A 15,756-nucleotide genomic window follows, 5' to 3' on the forward strand; every position below is an offset into this window, starting at 1 on the left:
GCTGCCACAGGCGGGCCCGGCCCGCGCGGTCCGGGGCTCGACGGGGTGTGCCGAGACGGCGCGGGTTTCGGCGCAGCCCGGCACACTGAGCCCGTCGGCCGGTTGGGCCGACGGGGCGCTGGGTGGTCTGTCAGCCCATGTCCGTCAGGAGAGCGTTCAGTTCCTTTTCCTGCTGCGCAGGAGACATCGGCGGGTTCGAGTGGTCGATGCCGAAGGTCTTGAGCACTTTGTCCATCTGGGCGTCGATGGATGTCCAGCCGGTCTGATCCAGCGGCTGCAGCGAGGCCTGGTCGGCGTCCCACAGGTCACGCAGCGACTGTGCCTCCGCGTGCGCGCCGGTCGCGTTCCCCGAGCGGGCGTCCTTGAGTGAGGTGGAGGCGAGGGCCTTCAGTGCGGCGACCTTGGCGGGCGGGAACTGCTTCACTGCCTCGCCGGGAGCCATCTGGACGGCGGAGGTGTTGTCTTCTTCCGGCGCCGGGCCGACGTGTGGCTGGGCGTGGGCCCAGACCAGCAGGCCCGCGGTGGCGACGGCGAGCAGTCCGAAGCCGGCCAGCGCGACGCGCTCCTTGCGCGGGTCGCCGGTGGCGTGGGCGGCGTGGGCCGCCTCGTAGGTCTCGGCCACGTCCGAGCGCGTCACAGTCAGGTAGACGACCGTCGCCAGGATGAGGCCGAGGAAGATCAGGCTGGTGGTGAACGTGCCCAGCGCGAGACCGGTCGGTTCGCCCGGGCTCTGGGCGACCTTGGGGGAGGCGAGCCAGTCACCGATGTTCGCGCCCAGCGGGCGGGTCAGGATGTAGGCGAACCAGAAGGACAGCACCGGGTTCGCACCGAACCGCCACAGGGCCGTGATCGCCGCGATGAGACCGAGCGGCAGCAGCACCGATGCGCCCGGGCTCCAGCCGGTCAGTTCCAGCGTCCAGTCGCCGGTCGCGGTGCCGAGCGCGAAGGTGACGAGAACGGCGAGCCAGTAGAACGACTCCCGTGGCAGCGTGGTGACGGAGTGGATCGACAGCGTGCGCTCGCGCAGCCACCAGGTGCCGAAGACCACGGCGAGCAGGACCGAGAACACGGCGGAGCTGATCCACAGCGGCACGTTGAGCTGGTCGGTGAGGATGTCGGTGTACAGGGTGCCCGTGACACTGACGACGACCACGGTCAGCCAGTAGGGAAACGGGACGTACCGCTTCAGCCGCAACTGCACGACCAGGACGACCACGAACACCGCGGTGAAGATCCAGGCCGTGTTCACCAGGCCGACGCCCAGCTTCATGTTGATCCAGTCGGCGAAGCTCTCGCCCACGGTGGTGCACAGGATCTTGATCACCCAGAACCAGATGGTGACCTCGGGGACCTTGTTGAGCATGAGGCGCCCGCTGCGCGTGCGTGCTTCCGTTGTCGTTGTCATGCAGGGAGGTTTACGCGGGGAACCTGCAAGCAACCTGACTACGTGACCGCACGCGCGGCTGGGAGCGTCACCTCGACGTGACCGAGGCCGTCCGCGATCGCGCGGACCTCCACACCGGCCGAGGCGGCGATGCGCCGGACCACCGGCAGCCCGAGCCCGTATCCGTCGCCGCCGGTCACACCCGCCTCGAAGACCCGGTCGACGTCCGCGGGATCGAATCCGGGGCCGTCGTCCAGGACATCGACCACGATCGCCTCGCCCTGGTTGCGCGCGGTGATCCACACACGCGACCGCGCATGCCGCAGGCCGTTCTCCAGCAGGGGCGACAGCAGTGACACCGCGACGTCGGGCGCCACGGCCACCTCGATCTTCGAGAAGTAGGCGACCTCGACCGCGCGGCCGGCGATTGCCTGCCGCGCGGCGGAGCGCAGATCACACCGGGTCCCCTCGTCCGTCCGTGCGCGCGCGGCACGCAGAAGCGTCGTGATCGCCGTATCGAGGCGCTCGACCTCGCTCAAGACCGCCTCAGGCGCCACCGGCTCGCCGGCCAGCTGCGCCAGCTGCGCCTCGCCCCGCAGCACCGTGAGCGGTGTCCGCAGCTCGTGGGCGATCTCATCGGTGAGCCGGCGCTCGTCCGCCAGCGCGTTGTCGACGCGCTCCAGGAGGCGGTCCAGGGTCTGTCCCAGTTCCCCGAACTCGTCGCGGGGCACTCCGAGGTTGAAGCGGCGCCCGGGTTCGTGATGGCCCCAGTCGTCGGCGAGGGCGGCCATCTCGTGCACGACCCGCAGCGCGCGGTGCACCACGAGGTGTGCGACGCCGCCGGCGAGGAGGATCGTGAGGCCGCCCAGTATCAGGGACAAGGTCAGGCTGCGCTGTTCGGATGTCTCGTAGGGCGTGAGGTCCACCCGGACGATCACCACGACGTGGTGGCCGTCGACGGGGACCTCTCGCGCGTACAGGAGGTAATCGCCGACCGACGCGGTCTGCGATCGTCCCGAGGCCGCCAGCTCCTCGACGCGATCGACCAGGCTCGGCGGCACGTTCCCGTCGAGCAGGCGGCCGTCGGCGTACACCCAGGCGACCTCGTCCTGTGCCTCGCTGCCGTTCTCCATGAGCACGACCCGGCCGCCCTTGGCGGTGACGTTTGCCGCGACCGCCTCGGCACGGGCATGTGCCAGGTCGTGCGCGTCGGCGTCCGTCACCCGGCTCAGCAGCACGTGCGAGACCACGACCAGGATCGCGACCACGGCGGTGGCGATCAGCACGGTGAGTGCGACGACCCGCTTACGGAATCCCGTCACTGCCATCGGTAGCCCACGCCGCGGACGGTCGCCAGACGCTCGGCCACACCCAGCGGACCGAGCTTGGTCCGCAGCCGGCGCACATAGGAGTCGAGGGTGTTGTCGCTGACCTGCGCCCCGTGCGGCCAGCCGGCAGCGATGAGGGCGTGGCGGCGTACCGCGTCGCCCTGCGAGGCGATCAGGCGGCCCAAGAGCCGGAACTCGGTCGGGGTCAGGCTCATGTTCACCGAATCGTAGGTCACCACGTGCTTCGCAGGATCGAGGACGACCTCGCATGGTGCGGGCGCCACGGTGGCCCGGCGCAGCAGCGCCCGGACGCGGACCAGCAGTTCCGGGACGTCGAAGGGTTTGGTCATGTAGTCGTCGGCGCCGGCCTCGAAACCGCCCACCTTGTGATGGAGGCCGTCCAAGGCGGTGAGCATCAACACCGGCACGTCGACGCCGCGAGCCCGCAGGGCCAGGCAGACGTCGCGGCCGTCGGCGTCCGGCAGCCCGAGATCCAGTACGACCAGCTGGGGCGCCGGTACGAGCTGCCGCAGCAGGCTCTCGGCCGTGGCGGCGACGGTAACGGTGTGGCCGTCGTACTCCAGGGCACGCTTGAGGACGCCGCGGACCGCCGCGTCGTCTTCGCACACCATGATGAAAGCCACGTGCTGACCCTAGATACTCTCGTTCCAGTTCTCCATCTGCCCTGGTCAGCCGCCTGACGATCGGGAGCAGTCCGATGGTGTCGCACGCCCCTGCCCTGCCATGAAGCCGCGACTGTCCGGCGCGACCGGCCGAGCACCGCAGCAACGGGGGGCTCCGTCCCGATAGCCACCGCGGCATCTGTCCAGCCGCGACCCGCCGCGGACTCGCCGACCCCGCTACCCGCAGATCCGGTTCCTCCGATGAGGCACCCGCCCTTTCTCCACACCTACAACCACCACCGATGCCACACCGCGCTCGCAGGCAAGCCCCCCATCAGCCGCGCAAACAACGCTTCAGGGCAATACACCCCTGTATTAGCCACGAGCGTTGTTAACAGTGGGCGGCGGAGACGTGATCAAGGTTGGCGGCGTGTCATGGACAAGGAGAAGCCCAGCTGAAGCCGTGCGGTTGCCCACTGTCCTATCTCGGTGAACGTCGCTCACCGCACGATCCCCGCGCGGGAGCGCAACCCGTACGAGGGTGCCTGACGCGCAATCAGTCATGTTGTGCGCCACCGTCCTCCGCCAAGCGGGTGAGCCACTCGCGCAGCAGGTGCTGCTCGGCGTCGCTCAGGACGTCGGCGTCGTCGGGCAGGGCGGCGCGCAGCGCGCGGGCTGCCGCAGCGGCGCCGGTCTCCTCGGCGGGCAGTGTTGGTTCGACGCGGGTGGTGGCGGAGACCATGGCCTCGCGGAGGGCGGTCAGCAGCGCCGGATTGCGGCGTTCTGCCGGGGTGGAGTGCCAGGTGGTGACCGCGCCGCGGCCGGTGGCCTGGATGATCTGGGCTGCCAGTTCCTCGTCGACCCGCAGCCATCCCCCGGCCGCCAGACGGCGCACCCGGCCGTGGAGGATTTCCAGGCCCGCGCGGTGCGCCATGTCCGCGCCCCGGCCGGTGGCCCGGTTCATCACCGCGAACAGCTCGGGGCGGGAGATACCGAACTCGACCACCGTGTCCCAGCCGCGGCGCAGGTCCTCCACCGCACCCTGCGGCTCGGGGTCGAGCTGCGCGCGCTTGCTCTCCAGGAACTGCGCGTAGCCGTGCTCGGCGACGGCTTCCAGGAGCCCCTCCTTGTCGCCGAAGAGTCGGTAGATCGCCGGCGGCTGCATTCCGGCCGCGGCGGCGACCGCGCGGGTGCTCACCGCGTCCGGGCCGCCGTTCTCCAGCAGCTCGACGGCCGCCTCGACGATGCGGTGACGAGGGCTGTCGGTGGTGTCGCGCGCAGTCATGAATCGATGATATCAAAAATTTGATTCCACCGATATTACGGTGTTACCGTCGAAGTGATTCCACTGGAAACAAGTGTCGGGAGAATCCAATGATCATCGTGACCGGAGCCACCGGAAAGCTCGGCCGCCGCACTGTCGAGCGCCTCCTCGAGCGCGTCCCCGCCGACTGCGTCGGCGTCAGCGTCCGCGATCCCCGCAAGGCCCAGGACCTCGCCGACCGAGGCGTCCGTGTCCGGCAGGGCAGCTTCGACGACCCCGACTCGCTCGTGCATGCCTTCGAAGGTGCCGAGCAACTGCTTCTCGTCTCCCTCGACCGCACGGGCGAGGAGTGCGTCAGCGGCCATCGCACCGCCATCGACGCCGCTGTGCGGGCCGGCGTCGGCCGCATCCTCTACACCAGCCAGATGGGCGCCGCCCACGACGCCCGCTTCCAGGCATGCCGCGACCATGCCCAGACCGAGGACCTGCTGCGCGCCACCGGCCTGCCCTGGACCGCACTGCGCAACGGCTTCTACACCTTCAGCGCCCTGCAGTTCCTGGAGTCCGCCCGCCACACCGGCGACATCGCCCTCCCCACCGACGGCCCCGTCGCCTGGACCGGCCATGACGACCTCGCCGACGCCACCGCGGTGATCCTCACCGAGGAGGGCCGCTTCGAGGGGCCCACCCCGCCGCTCACCGGCCCGGCAGCCCTCGACTTCGACACCATCGCCGAGATCGCGTCCCAGACCACCGGACGGCCATTCACTCGCACGGTCGTCACCGACGACGCCTTCCGCGAGCAGGCCCTGGCGCACGGCACCCCGGCCCCGATCGCCGACCTGATACTGAGCATCTTCACCGCGGCGCGCAATGGCGAGTTCACCGCCGTCGACTCGACGCTGGCCGAGCTGATCGGGCGAGAGCCCATCACCTTCCGCACCCAGCTGGAGCACGCCTGGGCCGCATAGATCCAGTGGGGCCCGCAAACGGCCCCGGCCAGTCTCGCCGCCCAGGTGGACCGCGACCTGGTGGTGTTCCATCCGCTCGACCAGGCTCTGCGGTCCCTGCTGCGACACCCTGACTGCTCCCTCGTTCTCCTGCTGGCCGCCCGCGGCAGCCGCTCACTCATCCATCCTCACAGGTCACGCCACCAGCTCGGACACCGTAAGAGCCTGTACCTCAGCGCGAGGCGCGCGGTCCTTCGACTCGGCTCCGAGGGTGGGCATGCCCAGATGGGTGTGGGACGGGGCCGTGGGTCAAGGCCCCTTCCCACCCGCCCCACAGGGCAAGCCAGTTCAAGATGTCAGCCGATCGTGCAGCAGACCCCCCGTACCCACGGCCAGTCGTGCCTCATGTCTCAGCAGATGACGCAACTGCCCAGCCTCGGAAGGAGTTCACCGAGCCGTCAGGACGTGTTTGTGGCAATTGATAGATCGACTGCATAACGTGCGTTGGCCACGCCACCCGTCGAAGGACACCGCACATGAGACGCGCCACCAAGATCTCCGCCGCAGCTGCCGGCCTGGCCGTCCTCGCGGCCACCGGCACCGCCGTCGCCGCCGCGAACCACAGCGACAACCACTGGCCCTACGCCCAGCACAGCGCGGCGTCGTACACCCTGGCGGCTGTGGGAGACATCGCCTGTGAGCCCGACGACGACGAGAACGCCACCACCCCGACGTCGCTCAAGTGCGGCAGCCCCACTCTGGGCGGCATGAGCGCCGAGTTCGCCACCGCGAAGCAGGCCACGGACATGCACCCCGATGCTGTGGCGCTGCTGGGCGACGAGCAGTACCAGGTCGGCAAGCTGACCGACTTCGAGAAGTCCTTCGAGCAGGCCTGGGGCGGACTGAAGATGCTCGAGCGTCCGGCGCCGGGCAACCACGAGTACTACCCGTACGCCAAGAAGGGCGACAACGAGGCCGGGCAGAACGGTGTTGGATACTTCGGCTACTTCAACGGCCACGACCAGGCCGGCACGCCGGTCACCCAGGGCCAGGCCGGCGACGACACCGACGACAACCAGGGGTGGTACTCCTACAACCTCGGCAACTGGCACATCATCTCGCTCAATGCTGAATGCGACTCCGACGCGTTCAAGCACGACTGCTCCACGACGGACAACGGCCTCCTCGGCCGAGAGACCCAGTGGCTCTCGCAGGACCTGGCCGCCAACAAGCGTCCGTGCACGATCGCGTACTGGCACCAGGCGACCTTCAGCGCCACGACCGCCTCGACCGCTACGGTGGCCGCGTCCGCGCCGGGTGCCGGCGGCACCGAGGGTGCAGCGACCGATGCGTGGTGGAAACTCCTATACCAGCGCCACGCCACGCTCATCCTCAACGGTCACGAGCACGCGTACGCCCGGCTGCGCTCGATGAACCCGGCCGGCCAGTACGACCCGAGCCGCGGCATCCCGGAGTTCATCGTCGGTTCTGGCGGCGAGGCCATCGACACCCTCGCCGGCACGCCGGGCAACTACGACAACCCCAACGTGGTCACAGCCCAGGCCAGCGCCTTCGGCGTCATGAAGCTCACCCTCAAGTCCCACAGCTACAGCTGGGACTACAAGCCCGTCCTGCCCGGCCCAGGCTTCGACTCCACGGCACTGCAGTACAAAGACTCCGGCAGCGGCACCTGCCACTAAGCTTGACTCTGTCGGGGATCTTGGAGTTTCGCGGTGCGACAGCATGGTCAATGGTCCCGGCCGTAGCCACACCCTGGGGGCCTCGGGGGCTAACGCTGGCTCAAGCCCACTCCGTCTGCAGCCCGAACCGCTGCACGTGCTCCGCGCCCAGGAACGAGGTGAGGCCTTCGACGAGCTCGCCGCGCAGGGTCAGCACCGTGATCGACCACGCGAGGTGCGGGGCCGACCGGCTCGCGCCCACGTAGAAGGCCACTGCCGGTTGGCCGTTCGCCGAAGTGAGGTGGTAGCGCCAGCTCGGGCAGCGGGTGAGCGGGACCTCAACGGCGAAGTCCATGACGGCGGCCCGGCCCCGGTACCACTGGGCCAGCGGCGGCATCGACCAGGCGACGTCCTCGGTGAGCAGGGCGACCAGGGCGTCGGCGTCGCCGCTTTCCAGGGCGGTGGCGAAGGCGGTGACGGTCTCGCGGACCCGGGCGTCGCCGAGCTTGCGCAGGGTCTGCTGCTGCGAGCGCGCCGGGACCCGCTCGGCGAGCAGCCGACGGGCGCGGGCCAGGGCGGAGTTCACCGAGGTGGTGGACGTGTCCATCATGGTGGCGATCTCGGCGGCGGAGAAGCCGAGCACGTCGAACAGGAGCAGCGCGGCCCGCTGGTTGCCTGACAGGTGCTGCATCGCCGCGACGAAGGCGAGTTCGACGGCCTCACGCTGCTCGTACCGCGCGGCCGGTCCGGCCGGTCCGGCGGGCAGGCCCGCGTCGGGGTAGGGGCCCAGCCAGGCGACCTCGGTCAGCGGGGTGGCGTCGACCACCGCGTGGTCGCTGGCCGGGCCGAGGTCGATGGGCATCGCCCGCCTGCCGCGCCGGTCGACGGCGTCCAGGCAGGTGCGGGTGGCCACGGTGTACAGCCAGGCGCGCAGTGAACTACGCCCCTCGAAGCGGTCCAGGCCCCGCCAGGCCCGCAGCAGCGCCTCCTGCAGTGCATCGTCCGCGTCGTGGGTCGACCCGAGCATCCGGTAGCAGTGCGCGTGCAGCTCCCGGCGCAGCGGCGCCACCAGGCGGGTGAACGCGGCGTCGTCCCCCTTGCGCGCCCTGGCCAGGTCGCCCGTCGCGGATCCCGCCGAAATTTCCTCGCCCACGAGGGACGATTCTGCCCCACTCCGGGAGTCACCTCTTCGACCGATCGTTTCCGACACCCCGAGGAGACCCCGATGAGCAGTGCCGCCTGGTTCGACATCTCCACTCCCGACGCGCTGCGCGCCCGCCGCTTCTACCAGGAGCTGTTCGGCTGGCCGGTCCACGTGATGGACGACACCTACGCCCTGGTCGGCGACGAGGACGGCCGACCGACCGGCGGGGTCGGGCAGGCGGGCCCGGACAGCCCGTACACCGGGCTCGTCGCTTACTTCCCGGTCGACGACGTCGCTGCCGCGCTCGCCCGCGCCGAGCGGCTCGGCGCCACCCGAATCCTCTCGCCGACCGACACGCCCGCCAGCCGCATAGCCGTCTTCACCGATCTCGACGGCAACCACGTCGGCCTAATCAGCCGCTGACCGGTCCCCTGCCCGCCCGACCACCGCACAGGAGCATCACCCCCATGACGACATCCGCCACCGGAACCTGGCCACTGATCCACACCGAGCGGACCGCCCTGGCCGCCGACCTCGCGCAGCTGACCGACCATCAGTGGGCCACCCCGTCGCTGTGCGAGGGGCTCACCACTCGTGAGGTGCTCGCGCACCTGACCTCGGCGGCCGGCCTCAACCCGGTGCGGTGGATGGCGGGCGTGATCCGCTGCCGCTTCGACTTCGACAAGCAGGTCGCCATGCGGCTGGCCGAACAGCTGGGCGCCACCCCGGCCGAGACGCTCGACCGGTTTAGCCGAGTGGCCACCCGCACGACGAAGCCGATCCCCTCGACCGTGGCCATGCTCGGCGAGACCATCGTGCACGGCGAGGACATCCGCCGGCCGCTCGGCATCGAACGCGACTACCCCGTCCGCACATTGACCACCCTGGCCGACTACTACCAGCGCACCGATCTGCCCGTCTTCACCAAGACCCGCATCCGCGAACTGCGCCTGACCGCCACCGACAGCCCCTTCACCACCGGCGAGGGGCCACGCGTGTCCGGCACGACCCTGGCCCTGATCATGGCGATGGCCGGTCGCGCGTCCTACCTCGATGCGCTCGATGGAGACGGCGTTGCCATCCTTCGCGAGCGCCAGGCACAACCACGGGCATGACACCCTGTAACAAGGTGTGAAGCTCAATGCCGCCGCCCCGTCCGGGGCGGCGGCATCCTGATCCGACGACCCCACCCGGCAACACCGCCGGGACGAGGGCTTCGCCCGGGGCGACTTCCACATCGACTACGACCGCCAGCAGGTCACCTGTCCCCAGGGCCAGGTCAGCCAGGGCTGGCACGGCCCCTACCCGACATCCTCACCCACTGCGGCCCCGCTGATCGTGGCCAGGTTCACCAAAAGCCAGGGCCAGCCCTGCCCGGCCCGCACCCAGTGCACCACCTCCCGCGAAAGCACCCGCACCGTGGGCTTTCCCCCACGAGAACTCCGCGACCTGCAACTTCGCGTCCGCACCGAGCAACAGACACCCGAGTGGAAGACCCGCTTCGCGGTCCGCTCCGGAGTGGATGGCACGGTCAACGAGTTCGCCCACGGATACGGCATGCGACGCTGCCGCTACCGCGGACAGGGAAAAGCCCACATTCAGCACGTCCTGACGGCCATCGCCGTCAACATCGAACGCCTTAGCGGACTGCCAGCAACCGAAGAAGCCCTCACACCCCGCCGACCGACTGCCTTCCAGAACTACCTCGACCAGCGCGAGATACCCCGGCCGAAGTCCTGGCGAACCCTGGGCAGTTGACCTCGGCGGTTCCAAGATCCCCGACAGAGTCAAGCTAAGCCCTCACGGCCCCCAATGGCGCTTTGACCTGCTGATCGTGCGGCGCAGCCTTCGTGGGTCACTGTTTTCGATCTTCGGAGGACCTGGTGGCGGTCGAGTTTCTGTCGGATCAACAGGCAGCCCAGTACGCGGCGTTCAATGGAGCGCCGTCACGTGCGGAGCTGGAGCGGTACTTTTCCTGGATGACTCGGATCTGGAGAAAGTGCACGCCAAGCGGCGTTCGCACAACCGGCTCCTGGTTCGAGTCAGTCAGCCCGGAGCAGGGTGTGCAGCTCAGCGGTGTCGATGATGTGGGCCCGTGAGGGAAAGACATGGTGGAGCAGGACGTTGTGGACTTCCGTGTCTGGGTCGGCGACGCCGTCGGACAGGACGTAGAGCTGGTAGTCGCGGTCGGCCGCGTCGGTGACGGTGGACAGGACGGCGCCGCTGGTGCTGAAGCCGGAGACGACCAGAGTGGTGATGCCACGCTCGCGGAGCTGCTGGTCGAGGTCGGTGGTGGACATGCCGCCGTAGCGGATCTTGCGCACGATGATGTCGCCATCCTGGGGAGCCAGGCGCTCGTGGATGGCAGCGGCAGAGTCCTCGTGGTGCATGAGGCGGTGTTGGGCCAGCGGGGCGAAGGACTTGTTGGAGGCCGGGATCGCATCCCAGTCGGCATCCGTGAAGCCGACGCGTACGTAGGCGATGGTGCCGCCGTTTGCGCGTACGTCGGCGATGGCCCCTTCCATGCGACCGAGCAGGGCGTTGCGGTCCTCACCTTCGGGCACAGAGGCCAGGATTGCAGGCTGGTAGTCCATGACGAGAAGCGCGGTGTGGGTGGGGTCAAGCGTGGGGGCGGTGCTCACGCGAGTGTTCTCCTTAACTGGTGGTGTGCCAGGTCGACGCGGACGCGCATCGGCGGACTGGCCGCGGCCTGCGGGTGGGAAGTTGTGGTGCTTCATGAGTGGCTGCGGGACAGTTCCGGCTCGTGCTGCGACGTCTGGTCCTGTATGGGAAGCAGGAGTGGTGTGGTCAGGATGAGCAGTCCTGCGACCGTGAGAGCGGTGCGTGGGCTGGTGACGTCGGCGAGCAGCCCCGCGAGCGCGGTGAGGATGGCGATGGATGCCTGTTGGCCGATCGACCAGGCCGACAGGGTGCGGGATACGAGATGCTTGGGGGTGTGTTCGAGCCGGTAGGTGGCGAGCACCGGGCTGTACAGGCTCATGTTGATGATGATTGCCAGCTCGACGGCCATCACGGTGACGAGGCCGACGACGCCGGGACGGACAAAGGCCAGGCCGATCAGCCAGATGGCGCGCAGGGTGCCGACGGTCCGGAAGACCCAGTGCCGGCCGAACCGGGCCACGACACGACGGGCCAGCCGGGAGCCGATGAGTCCGCCGAGACAGGGGGCGGCGAAGGCGAGGGCGTACTGCCAGGGTGGGAACCCGAGCTGACGAAGGAGCAGCACGGCCAGCAGCGGTTCGGTGGCCATGATCAGACCGGCGACGAGCATTTGGTTGAGGTAGAGCGCCCGCAGACCGGGGTGGCCCATGATGTGTCGCCAGCCGTCGAGCAGTGCGCCCGCCCGGACCGGGCTCTTGTCGGCCGCCTGCGAGGCTTCTTCCTGGCCGCGGATCGCGGTGATGCCCAGCGCGGAGAGCAGGTAGCTGAGCGCGTCGGCCACCACGGTGGTGACCGGCCCGAACAGGCCGATCGCCGCCCCGCCCAGCGGTGGCCCCACCGCGATGGAGCTCCAGTTCGTGGACTCGAACCGCGCGTTGGCGACGAGCAGGTCCTCCGGCCGCACGAGGGTCTTGAGGTAGGCGCCGCTGGCCGCGTTGAAGGCGATCTTGGCTGCGGAGGCCACGGCCGAGACCACGAGCAGTTGGACGAAACTGAGCCATCCGAAGGCGTAGGCGACGGGGACCGTCGCCATGGCCGCAAACCGGGCCAGGTCCATCATGATCATGACCGGGCGCTTGCGCCGGAACTCCACCCACGGCGCGAGCGGCAGCGCGATCAGCGCACCCGCCGCGGGCCCCATCGCGGACAGCGCGGACACCTCAGCGGGACCGGCATGCAACACCAGCACGGCGATCAGCGGCAACGCCCCGAACCCCAGCCCGGACCCGTACGCGCTCACCGCATATGACGCCCACAGCCAGCCGAACTGCCGGCCCAGCCGTCTCCTGCCCACCATGCTCAGCGCACTCCCCTTGAAATCCCATCTGAACAAACTGACGTTGACCAATGAGAAGTAAGCGGGAAGGACAACAGCAGGTCAAACAACTGACCCGTCGACAATCCACAACCAGTAGTTGTTCACTAAGGTGAGTCGTGTGGACCTCGAAGCAGTACGTACCTTTGTCGCCGTCGCGGAAGCGGGCCAGTTCCAGAAAGCCGCCGCCGACCTGTCGATCACCCAGCAGGCCGTCTCCAAACGCATCGCCGCACTGGAGCGCACCCTCGGCGTGCGGCTGTTCACCCGTGCCCCACGCGGCGCTGAGCTCACCATCGATGGTCAGGCGTTTCTGCCTCACGCACGCGAGCTGCTGCGCGTCGCAGAGCGTGCGGGCGCGTCCGTGCGCCCCGGCCGCCGTCCGCTGCGTGTCGACGTGATCGCTTCGCGCGTCGCGCCGTCGGCCCTGATGCGCGGCTTCCACCAGGCGCACCCGGAGATCGACCTCGACGTGGTGATGCTGTTCGACGTCGAGACGGCCGTCGGCGCCATCCGGTCCGGTGCGATCGACGCGTCCTTCCGCGCCGTCGCCATGCCAGGCCACCCCCTGCCCGAGGACGTCGAGTCCGTCCGGGTGCTCGACGAGCCGCACCAGCTCCTCACCGGTCCCGCCCACGCGCTGGCGGGCGCCCGGTCGGTGACCGTCGCCCAGCTCACCGGGCACCGGATCTGGATGCCCGGCATCGCCCCCGGAACCGAGTGGGCCGCCTACTACGACGACCTCGTCGCCGAGTTCGGCCTCACCATCGAGGCAACCGGCCCCAACTTCGGCTCCGACGCACTCCTCGATACCGTCGCCGACACCCCGGCCCTGGCCACCCTCACGACCGCGCGGACCCGCCTCGTCTGGCCCGCCGGCCACGGCCTGCGCCGCATCCCGGTGACCGACCCGACGCCCGTGTACCCGCACTCGCTCCTGTGGCACCGAGACAACCCCCACCCGGCGCTGGCCGCCCTCCGCGCCCACCTCGCCGCCACGACGGCCGGCCAAGACGCTGCCGGGACCTGGGCACCAGGCTGGGTGACTCCGCGCTGAACGGCTCCCCGCCCTTGCGGCCAGCCCTGCCCGGCGCGCAGGCGGTCAACGGCGGGCGTCGCCGGGGGCGGGCAGGCTGGTCAGCTCGGCGATCGCCTCCGGGAAGGGCTTGAAGTAGCGGCGGACGTTCTCCGGCTTCTTGTGCCGGGACAGCACCCGCCCCACGTAGCCCTCGGCGACCAGGTCCCGCAGGTACCGGAGCGGCGGAGCCGACCGGGCCTGCAGGCCGACGGCCGTGAGCACACCCCTGCCGTGCGCGAGGTCGGCCAGCTCTTCGGCCTGCGCGAGGTCGGCACCGAGCGGCCATTCGCTGAATACCATCTTTCCCGCTTCCAGCGCGGGTCGGATGAGTTCCAGGTGATGAGGAACCTTCACCGTCACCACCACGAGATCGACTTCCTCACTGCGGGCCAACTCCTCCACGCTGCCGTAGGCCAGCGGCACTGCATACTTCTCGCCGGCCGCACGCGCGGATTCGGCGCTGCTGGCGCTCAGCGCCCGCAACTCGTATCCATCGAGCTCGGCCAGTGCCGGCACATGGGCGGTGGCCGCCCACCCGCCGCTCGCGCTCAGACCTACGACGCCGATGCGGATCGGCTCCCGATGAGGGGAAGTGGACGTCGTGTACACCCCAGCGTTCGCGGTCACCTGTTCTCTCATCTCAAAACGGCCCATAGCCAGGGAGGACACGGTCTGAGCAACACGGTCAGCACCGGGGCCTCTCCCGTCGGGCGCGCCGACCAGTCCATGGACATCATGGGCATGGGTGTCAGGTTTGGCATGTCCACCGTGGTCCAGCCCAGAGTCAGCCGATCGCGAGCTGTCCGCCGCGTGCCTCGAGAATCGCGCCGGTGATGTAGCTGGCGCGGGAGGAGGCAAGGAACAGAACCGCTTCCGCGATTTCTTCAGGGTCTGCGACCCGCCCCAGTACGGTGGTTCGCCCGATCGCCTGGAGGGATTCACCTCCCATCTCCTCCGTCCCGGGGGTATAGACGGGGCCCGGGGCCACGGCGTTCACGCGGACGCCCTGGGCGCCGAACTCGTCAGCCCATACTCGTGTGAGAAGTTCGAGTGCAGCCTTGGAGGCCCCGTAAGCGCCCGACTCCCGCACCGGCGTGGTAGCCGCCCCTGTACTCACACTCACGATGGCGCCACGCCCCCGCGCAGCCATTCCCGGGGCGAGGGCACCGACCAGGAGCATCGGCGCGCGTGAGTTGACGGCCATGTGAGCGTCGAACATCTCGGCGGTAGTGTCCGGCGTACTGGCGAACCGGTAGATACCGGCATTGTTGATCAGAATGTCCACTTCGCCTGCTTCAGCGGCAAGACGCAGGACATCTTCAGAGCTACTCAGATCCGCAGCAACGAACCGGGCCTTCCCGCCTGCGGCAGCGATCTCTTTGACGGTCTCAGCACCTCGCTGCTCGTCCCGCCCGTGGACGATAACCGAGGCCCCCAACGCTGCCAGGCGAAGGGCAATGGCCCGGCCGATGCCAGCGGTGGCGCCGGTGACAAGAGCGGTGGATCCGTCCAGTTCTGCAGTCATGGAAAGCTCCTCCAAGCCGAGAGGAACGACATGCTGTCGGTTGTTCCTCGTGTAATTGATGATCCTGATGGATCCATGGGTGGCGAGAACGGACCCACGCCGGGCCGATCGTTGGTCATGGTCCAGCCCGGGGCCGTGGCCCCCGTGGTCTTGGGAGGCCGGTGAGCTCGCCTTCGCTGATCACGTCCACAGGCGACTGGAGCCCGCCGCACTGCTCGTGGAGATCGACGGGTGCGCTGCGTCCAGATCGGTGACGGCGAATGACTGGTCGAGCACATCAGTGAAGTCACTGTGGCGCCGTTCAGCAGCCGGCTGGACCGCGGCACCCGTCTCACCCTTTTCCCGGCTCAGCCGTAGGGTGCGTCAGTCCTCGCGGCCATCGCCGTCCTCGTCCTGCCCGGGCGCGTACGTGAGTGGCCTTAGGCATGGGAAAACCCCCTCCGCAGAGGGGGCCGCCCATGGGTTTTCCCTGGTCTTGTGTCCTGAACATGAAAGGGAGTTGGTTGTAGGGCAACTTCTGGACGTGGTGCTGTGCGGAAGATGAAGGTTTTGGCCCTTCGGAGCCGCCCTGCGGGGGGAGGCTTCAAACCGCCTCATGCTGCGTTGGCTGAAGACCGTCGTGGTGAGCGATGAGGAAAAGGCGTCGTAAGAGGCGTCAGGTGGGGACCGGGAAGACGAACGCAAGTGAATCGCTGCTGACGTGTCGCAAGGAAAACAGACGACATCGAAACCGGGGTGTGACCAGAACTTCGGGATGAGCCTGGCGGGTGCCCGCTTATTGGCC

Annotated in this window: 15 protein-coding genes and 1 pseudogene; 7 read left to right on the forward strand and 9 right to left on the reverse strand. The window is 69.0% G+C overall.

All coding sequences use genetic code 11. The features are described from left to right. Window positions 1-130 precede the first annotated feature (130 nt). From OG758_RS46940 to OG758_RS46955, 4 genes are all read right to left on the reverse strand, one after another. Complete coding sequence (locus OG758_RS46940) at window positions 131-1,405, reverse strand: COG4705 family protein (protein ID WP_326715507.1); 1,275 nt, start codon at window positions 1,403-1,405, stop codon at window positions 131-133. Window positions 1,406-1,443: 38 nt separating this feature from the next. Further along, complete coding sequence (locus OG758_RS46945; protein WP_326715508.1) at window positions 1,444-2,712, reverse strand: sensor histidine kinase; 1,269 nt, start codon at window positions 2,710-2,712, stop codon at window positions 1,444-1,446. Beyond that, window positions 2,703-3,356: a response regulator transcription factor gene (locus OG758_RS46950; protein WP_326715509.1), complete on the reverse strand. Its 654-nt coding sequence runs from the start codon at window positions 3,354-3,356 to the stop codon at window positions 2,703-2,705. Before OG758_RS46950 ends, OG758_RS46945 begins: the two co-directional genes overlap by 10 nt. Before the next feature lie 535 nt (window positions 3,357-3,891). Next, window positions 3,892-4,620 (reverse strand): TetR/AcrR family transcriptional regulator, encoded by a 729-nt coding sequence (locus OG758_RS46955; RefSeq protein WP_326715510.1) that lies wholly within the window; start codon window positions 4,618-4,620, stop codon window positions 3,892-3,894. Window positions 4,621-4,709: 89 nt separating this feature from the next. Here OG758_RS46955 and OG758_RS46960 point away from each other — a divergent pair, with 89 nt between their 5' ends. Both OG758_RS46960 and OG758_RS46965 read left to right on the forward strand, forming a co-directional pair. Continuing rightward, window positions 4,710-5,570, forward strand: coding sequence for an SDR family oxidoreductase (locus OG758_RS46960; RefSeq protein ID WP_326715511.1), 861 nt, complete (start codon window positions 4,710-4,712; stop codon window positions 5,568-5,570). A gap of 515 nt (window positions 5,571-6,085) precedes the next feature. After that, window positions 6,086-7,249, forward strand: coding sequence for a metallophosphoesterase family protein (locus tag OG758_RS46965; RefSeq protein ID WP_326715512.1), 1,164 nt, complete (start codon window positions 6,086-6,088; stop codon window positions 7,247-7,249). A 100-nt stretch (window positions 7,250-7,349) separates the two neighbouring features. On the opposite strand, the gene OG758_RS46970 is transcribed toward OG758_RS46965, so the two are convergent. Further along, the gene (locus OG758_RS46970) at window positions 7,350-8,381 is read right to left on the reverse strand and encodes a sigma-70 family RNA polymerase sigma factor (RefSeq protein ID WP_326715513.1); all 1,032 of its coding nucleotides are present in this window, start codon (window positions 8,379-8,381) and stop codon (window positions 7,350-7,352) included. Between the two features lie 72 nt (window positions 8,382-8,453). Between OG758_RS46970 and OG758_RS46975 the strand changes: the two genes are divergently transcribed. From OG758_RS46975 to OG758_RS49280, 4 genes and pseudogenes are all read left to right on the forward strand, one after another. Beyond that, window positions 8,454-8,795 carry a VOC family protein gene (locus tag OG758_RS46975; protein ID WP_326715514.1) on the forward strand — a complete coding sequence of 114 codons (342 nt, stop codon included), beginning with the start codon at window positions 8,454-8,456 and terminating at the stop codon, window positions 8,793-8,795. Between the two features lie 44 nt (window positions 8,796-8,839). Further along, complete coding sequence (locus tag OG758_RS46980) at window positions 8,840-9,487, forward strand: maleylpyruvate isomerase family mycothiol-dependent enzyme (RefSeq protein WP_326715515.1); 648 nt, start codon at window positions 8,840-8,842, stop codon at window positions 9,485-9,487. Window positions 9,488-9,608: 121 nt separating this feature from the next. Beyond that, the gene (locus OG758_RS46985) at window positions 9,609-10,130 is read left to right on the forward strand and encodes a transposase (protein ID WP_326716268.1); all 522 of its coding nucleotides are present in this window, start codon (window positions 9,609-9,611) and stop codon (window positions 10,128-10,130) included. Between the two features lie 125 nt (window positions 10,131-10,255). After that, window positions 10,256-10,404 (forward strand): annotated as a pseudogene (locus tag OG758_RS49280) (DUF4158 domain-containing protein); the annotation flags it as partial. A 10-nt stretch (window positions 10,405-10,414) separates the two neighbouring features. On the opposite strand, the gene OG758_RS46990 reads toward OG758_RS49280, so the two are convergent. Both OG758_RS46990 and OG758_RS46995 read right to left on the reverse strand, forming a co-directional pair. Continuing rightward, entirely contained in the window at window positions 10,415-11,014 is a 600-nt protein-coding gene (locus OG758_RS46990) for a cysteine hydrolase family protein (RefSeq protein WP_326715516.1), read from the reverse strand. A gap of 92 nt (window positions 11,015-11,106) precedes the next feature. Next, window positions 11,107-12,351 (reverse strand): MFS transporter, encoded by a 1,245-nt coding sequence (locus OG758_RS46995; protein WP_326715517.1) that lies wholly within the window; start codon window positions 12,349-12,351, stop codon window positions 11,107-11,109. 139 nt (window positions 12,352-12,490) lie between these two features. Here OG758_RS46995 and OG758_RS47000 point away from each other — a divergent pair, with 139 nt between their 5' ends. Beyond that, a complete protein-coding gene (locus OG758_RS47000; RefSeq protein ID WP_326715518.1) occupies window positions 12,491-13,426 on the forward strand; it encodes a LysR family transcriptional regulator in 936 nt (311 codons plus the stop codon). A gap of 45 nt (window positions 13,427-13,471) precedes the next feature. On the opposite strand, the gene OG758_RS47005 is transcribed toward OG758_RS47000, so the two are convergent. Then, window positions 13,472-14,056: a Gfo/Idh/MocA family protein gene (locus OG758_RS47005; RefSeq protein WP_326715519.1), complete on the reverse strand. Its 585-nt coding sequence runs from the start codon at window positions 14,054-14,056 to the stop codon at window positions 13,472-13,474. Between the two features lie 175 nt (window positions 14,057-14,231). Continuing rightward, window positions 14,232-14,972, reverse strand: a complete 741-nt coding sequence (locus tag OG758_RS47010; protein WP_326715520.1) for an SDR family NAD(P)-dependent oxidoreductase — start codon at window positions 14,970-14,972, stop codon at window positions 14,232-14,234. Between the last annotated feature and the right edge of the window lie 784 nt (window positions 14,973-15,756).

The organism is Streptomyces sp. NBC_01474, assembly GCF_035918215.1.
GTDB classification, from domain to species: Bacteria; Actinomycetota; Actinomycetes; order Streptomycetales; family Streptomycetaceae; genus Streptomyces; species Streptomyces aureus.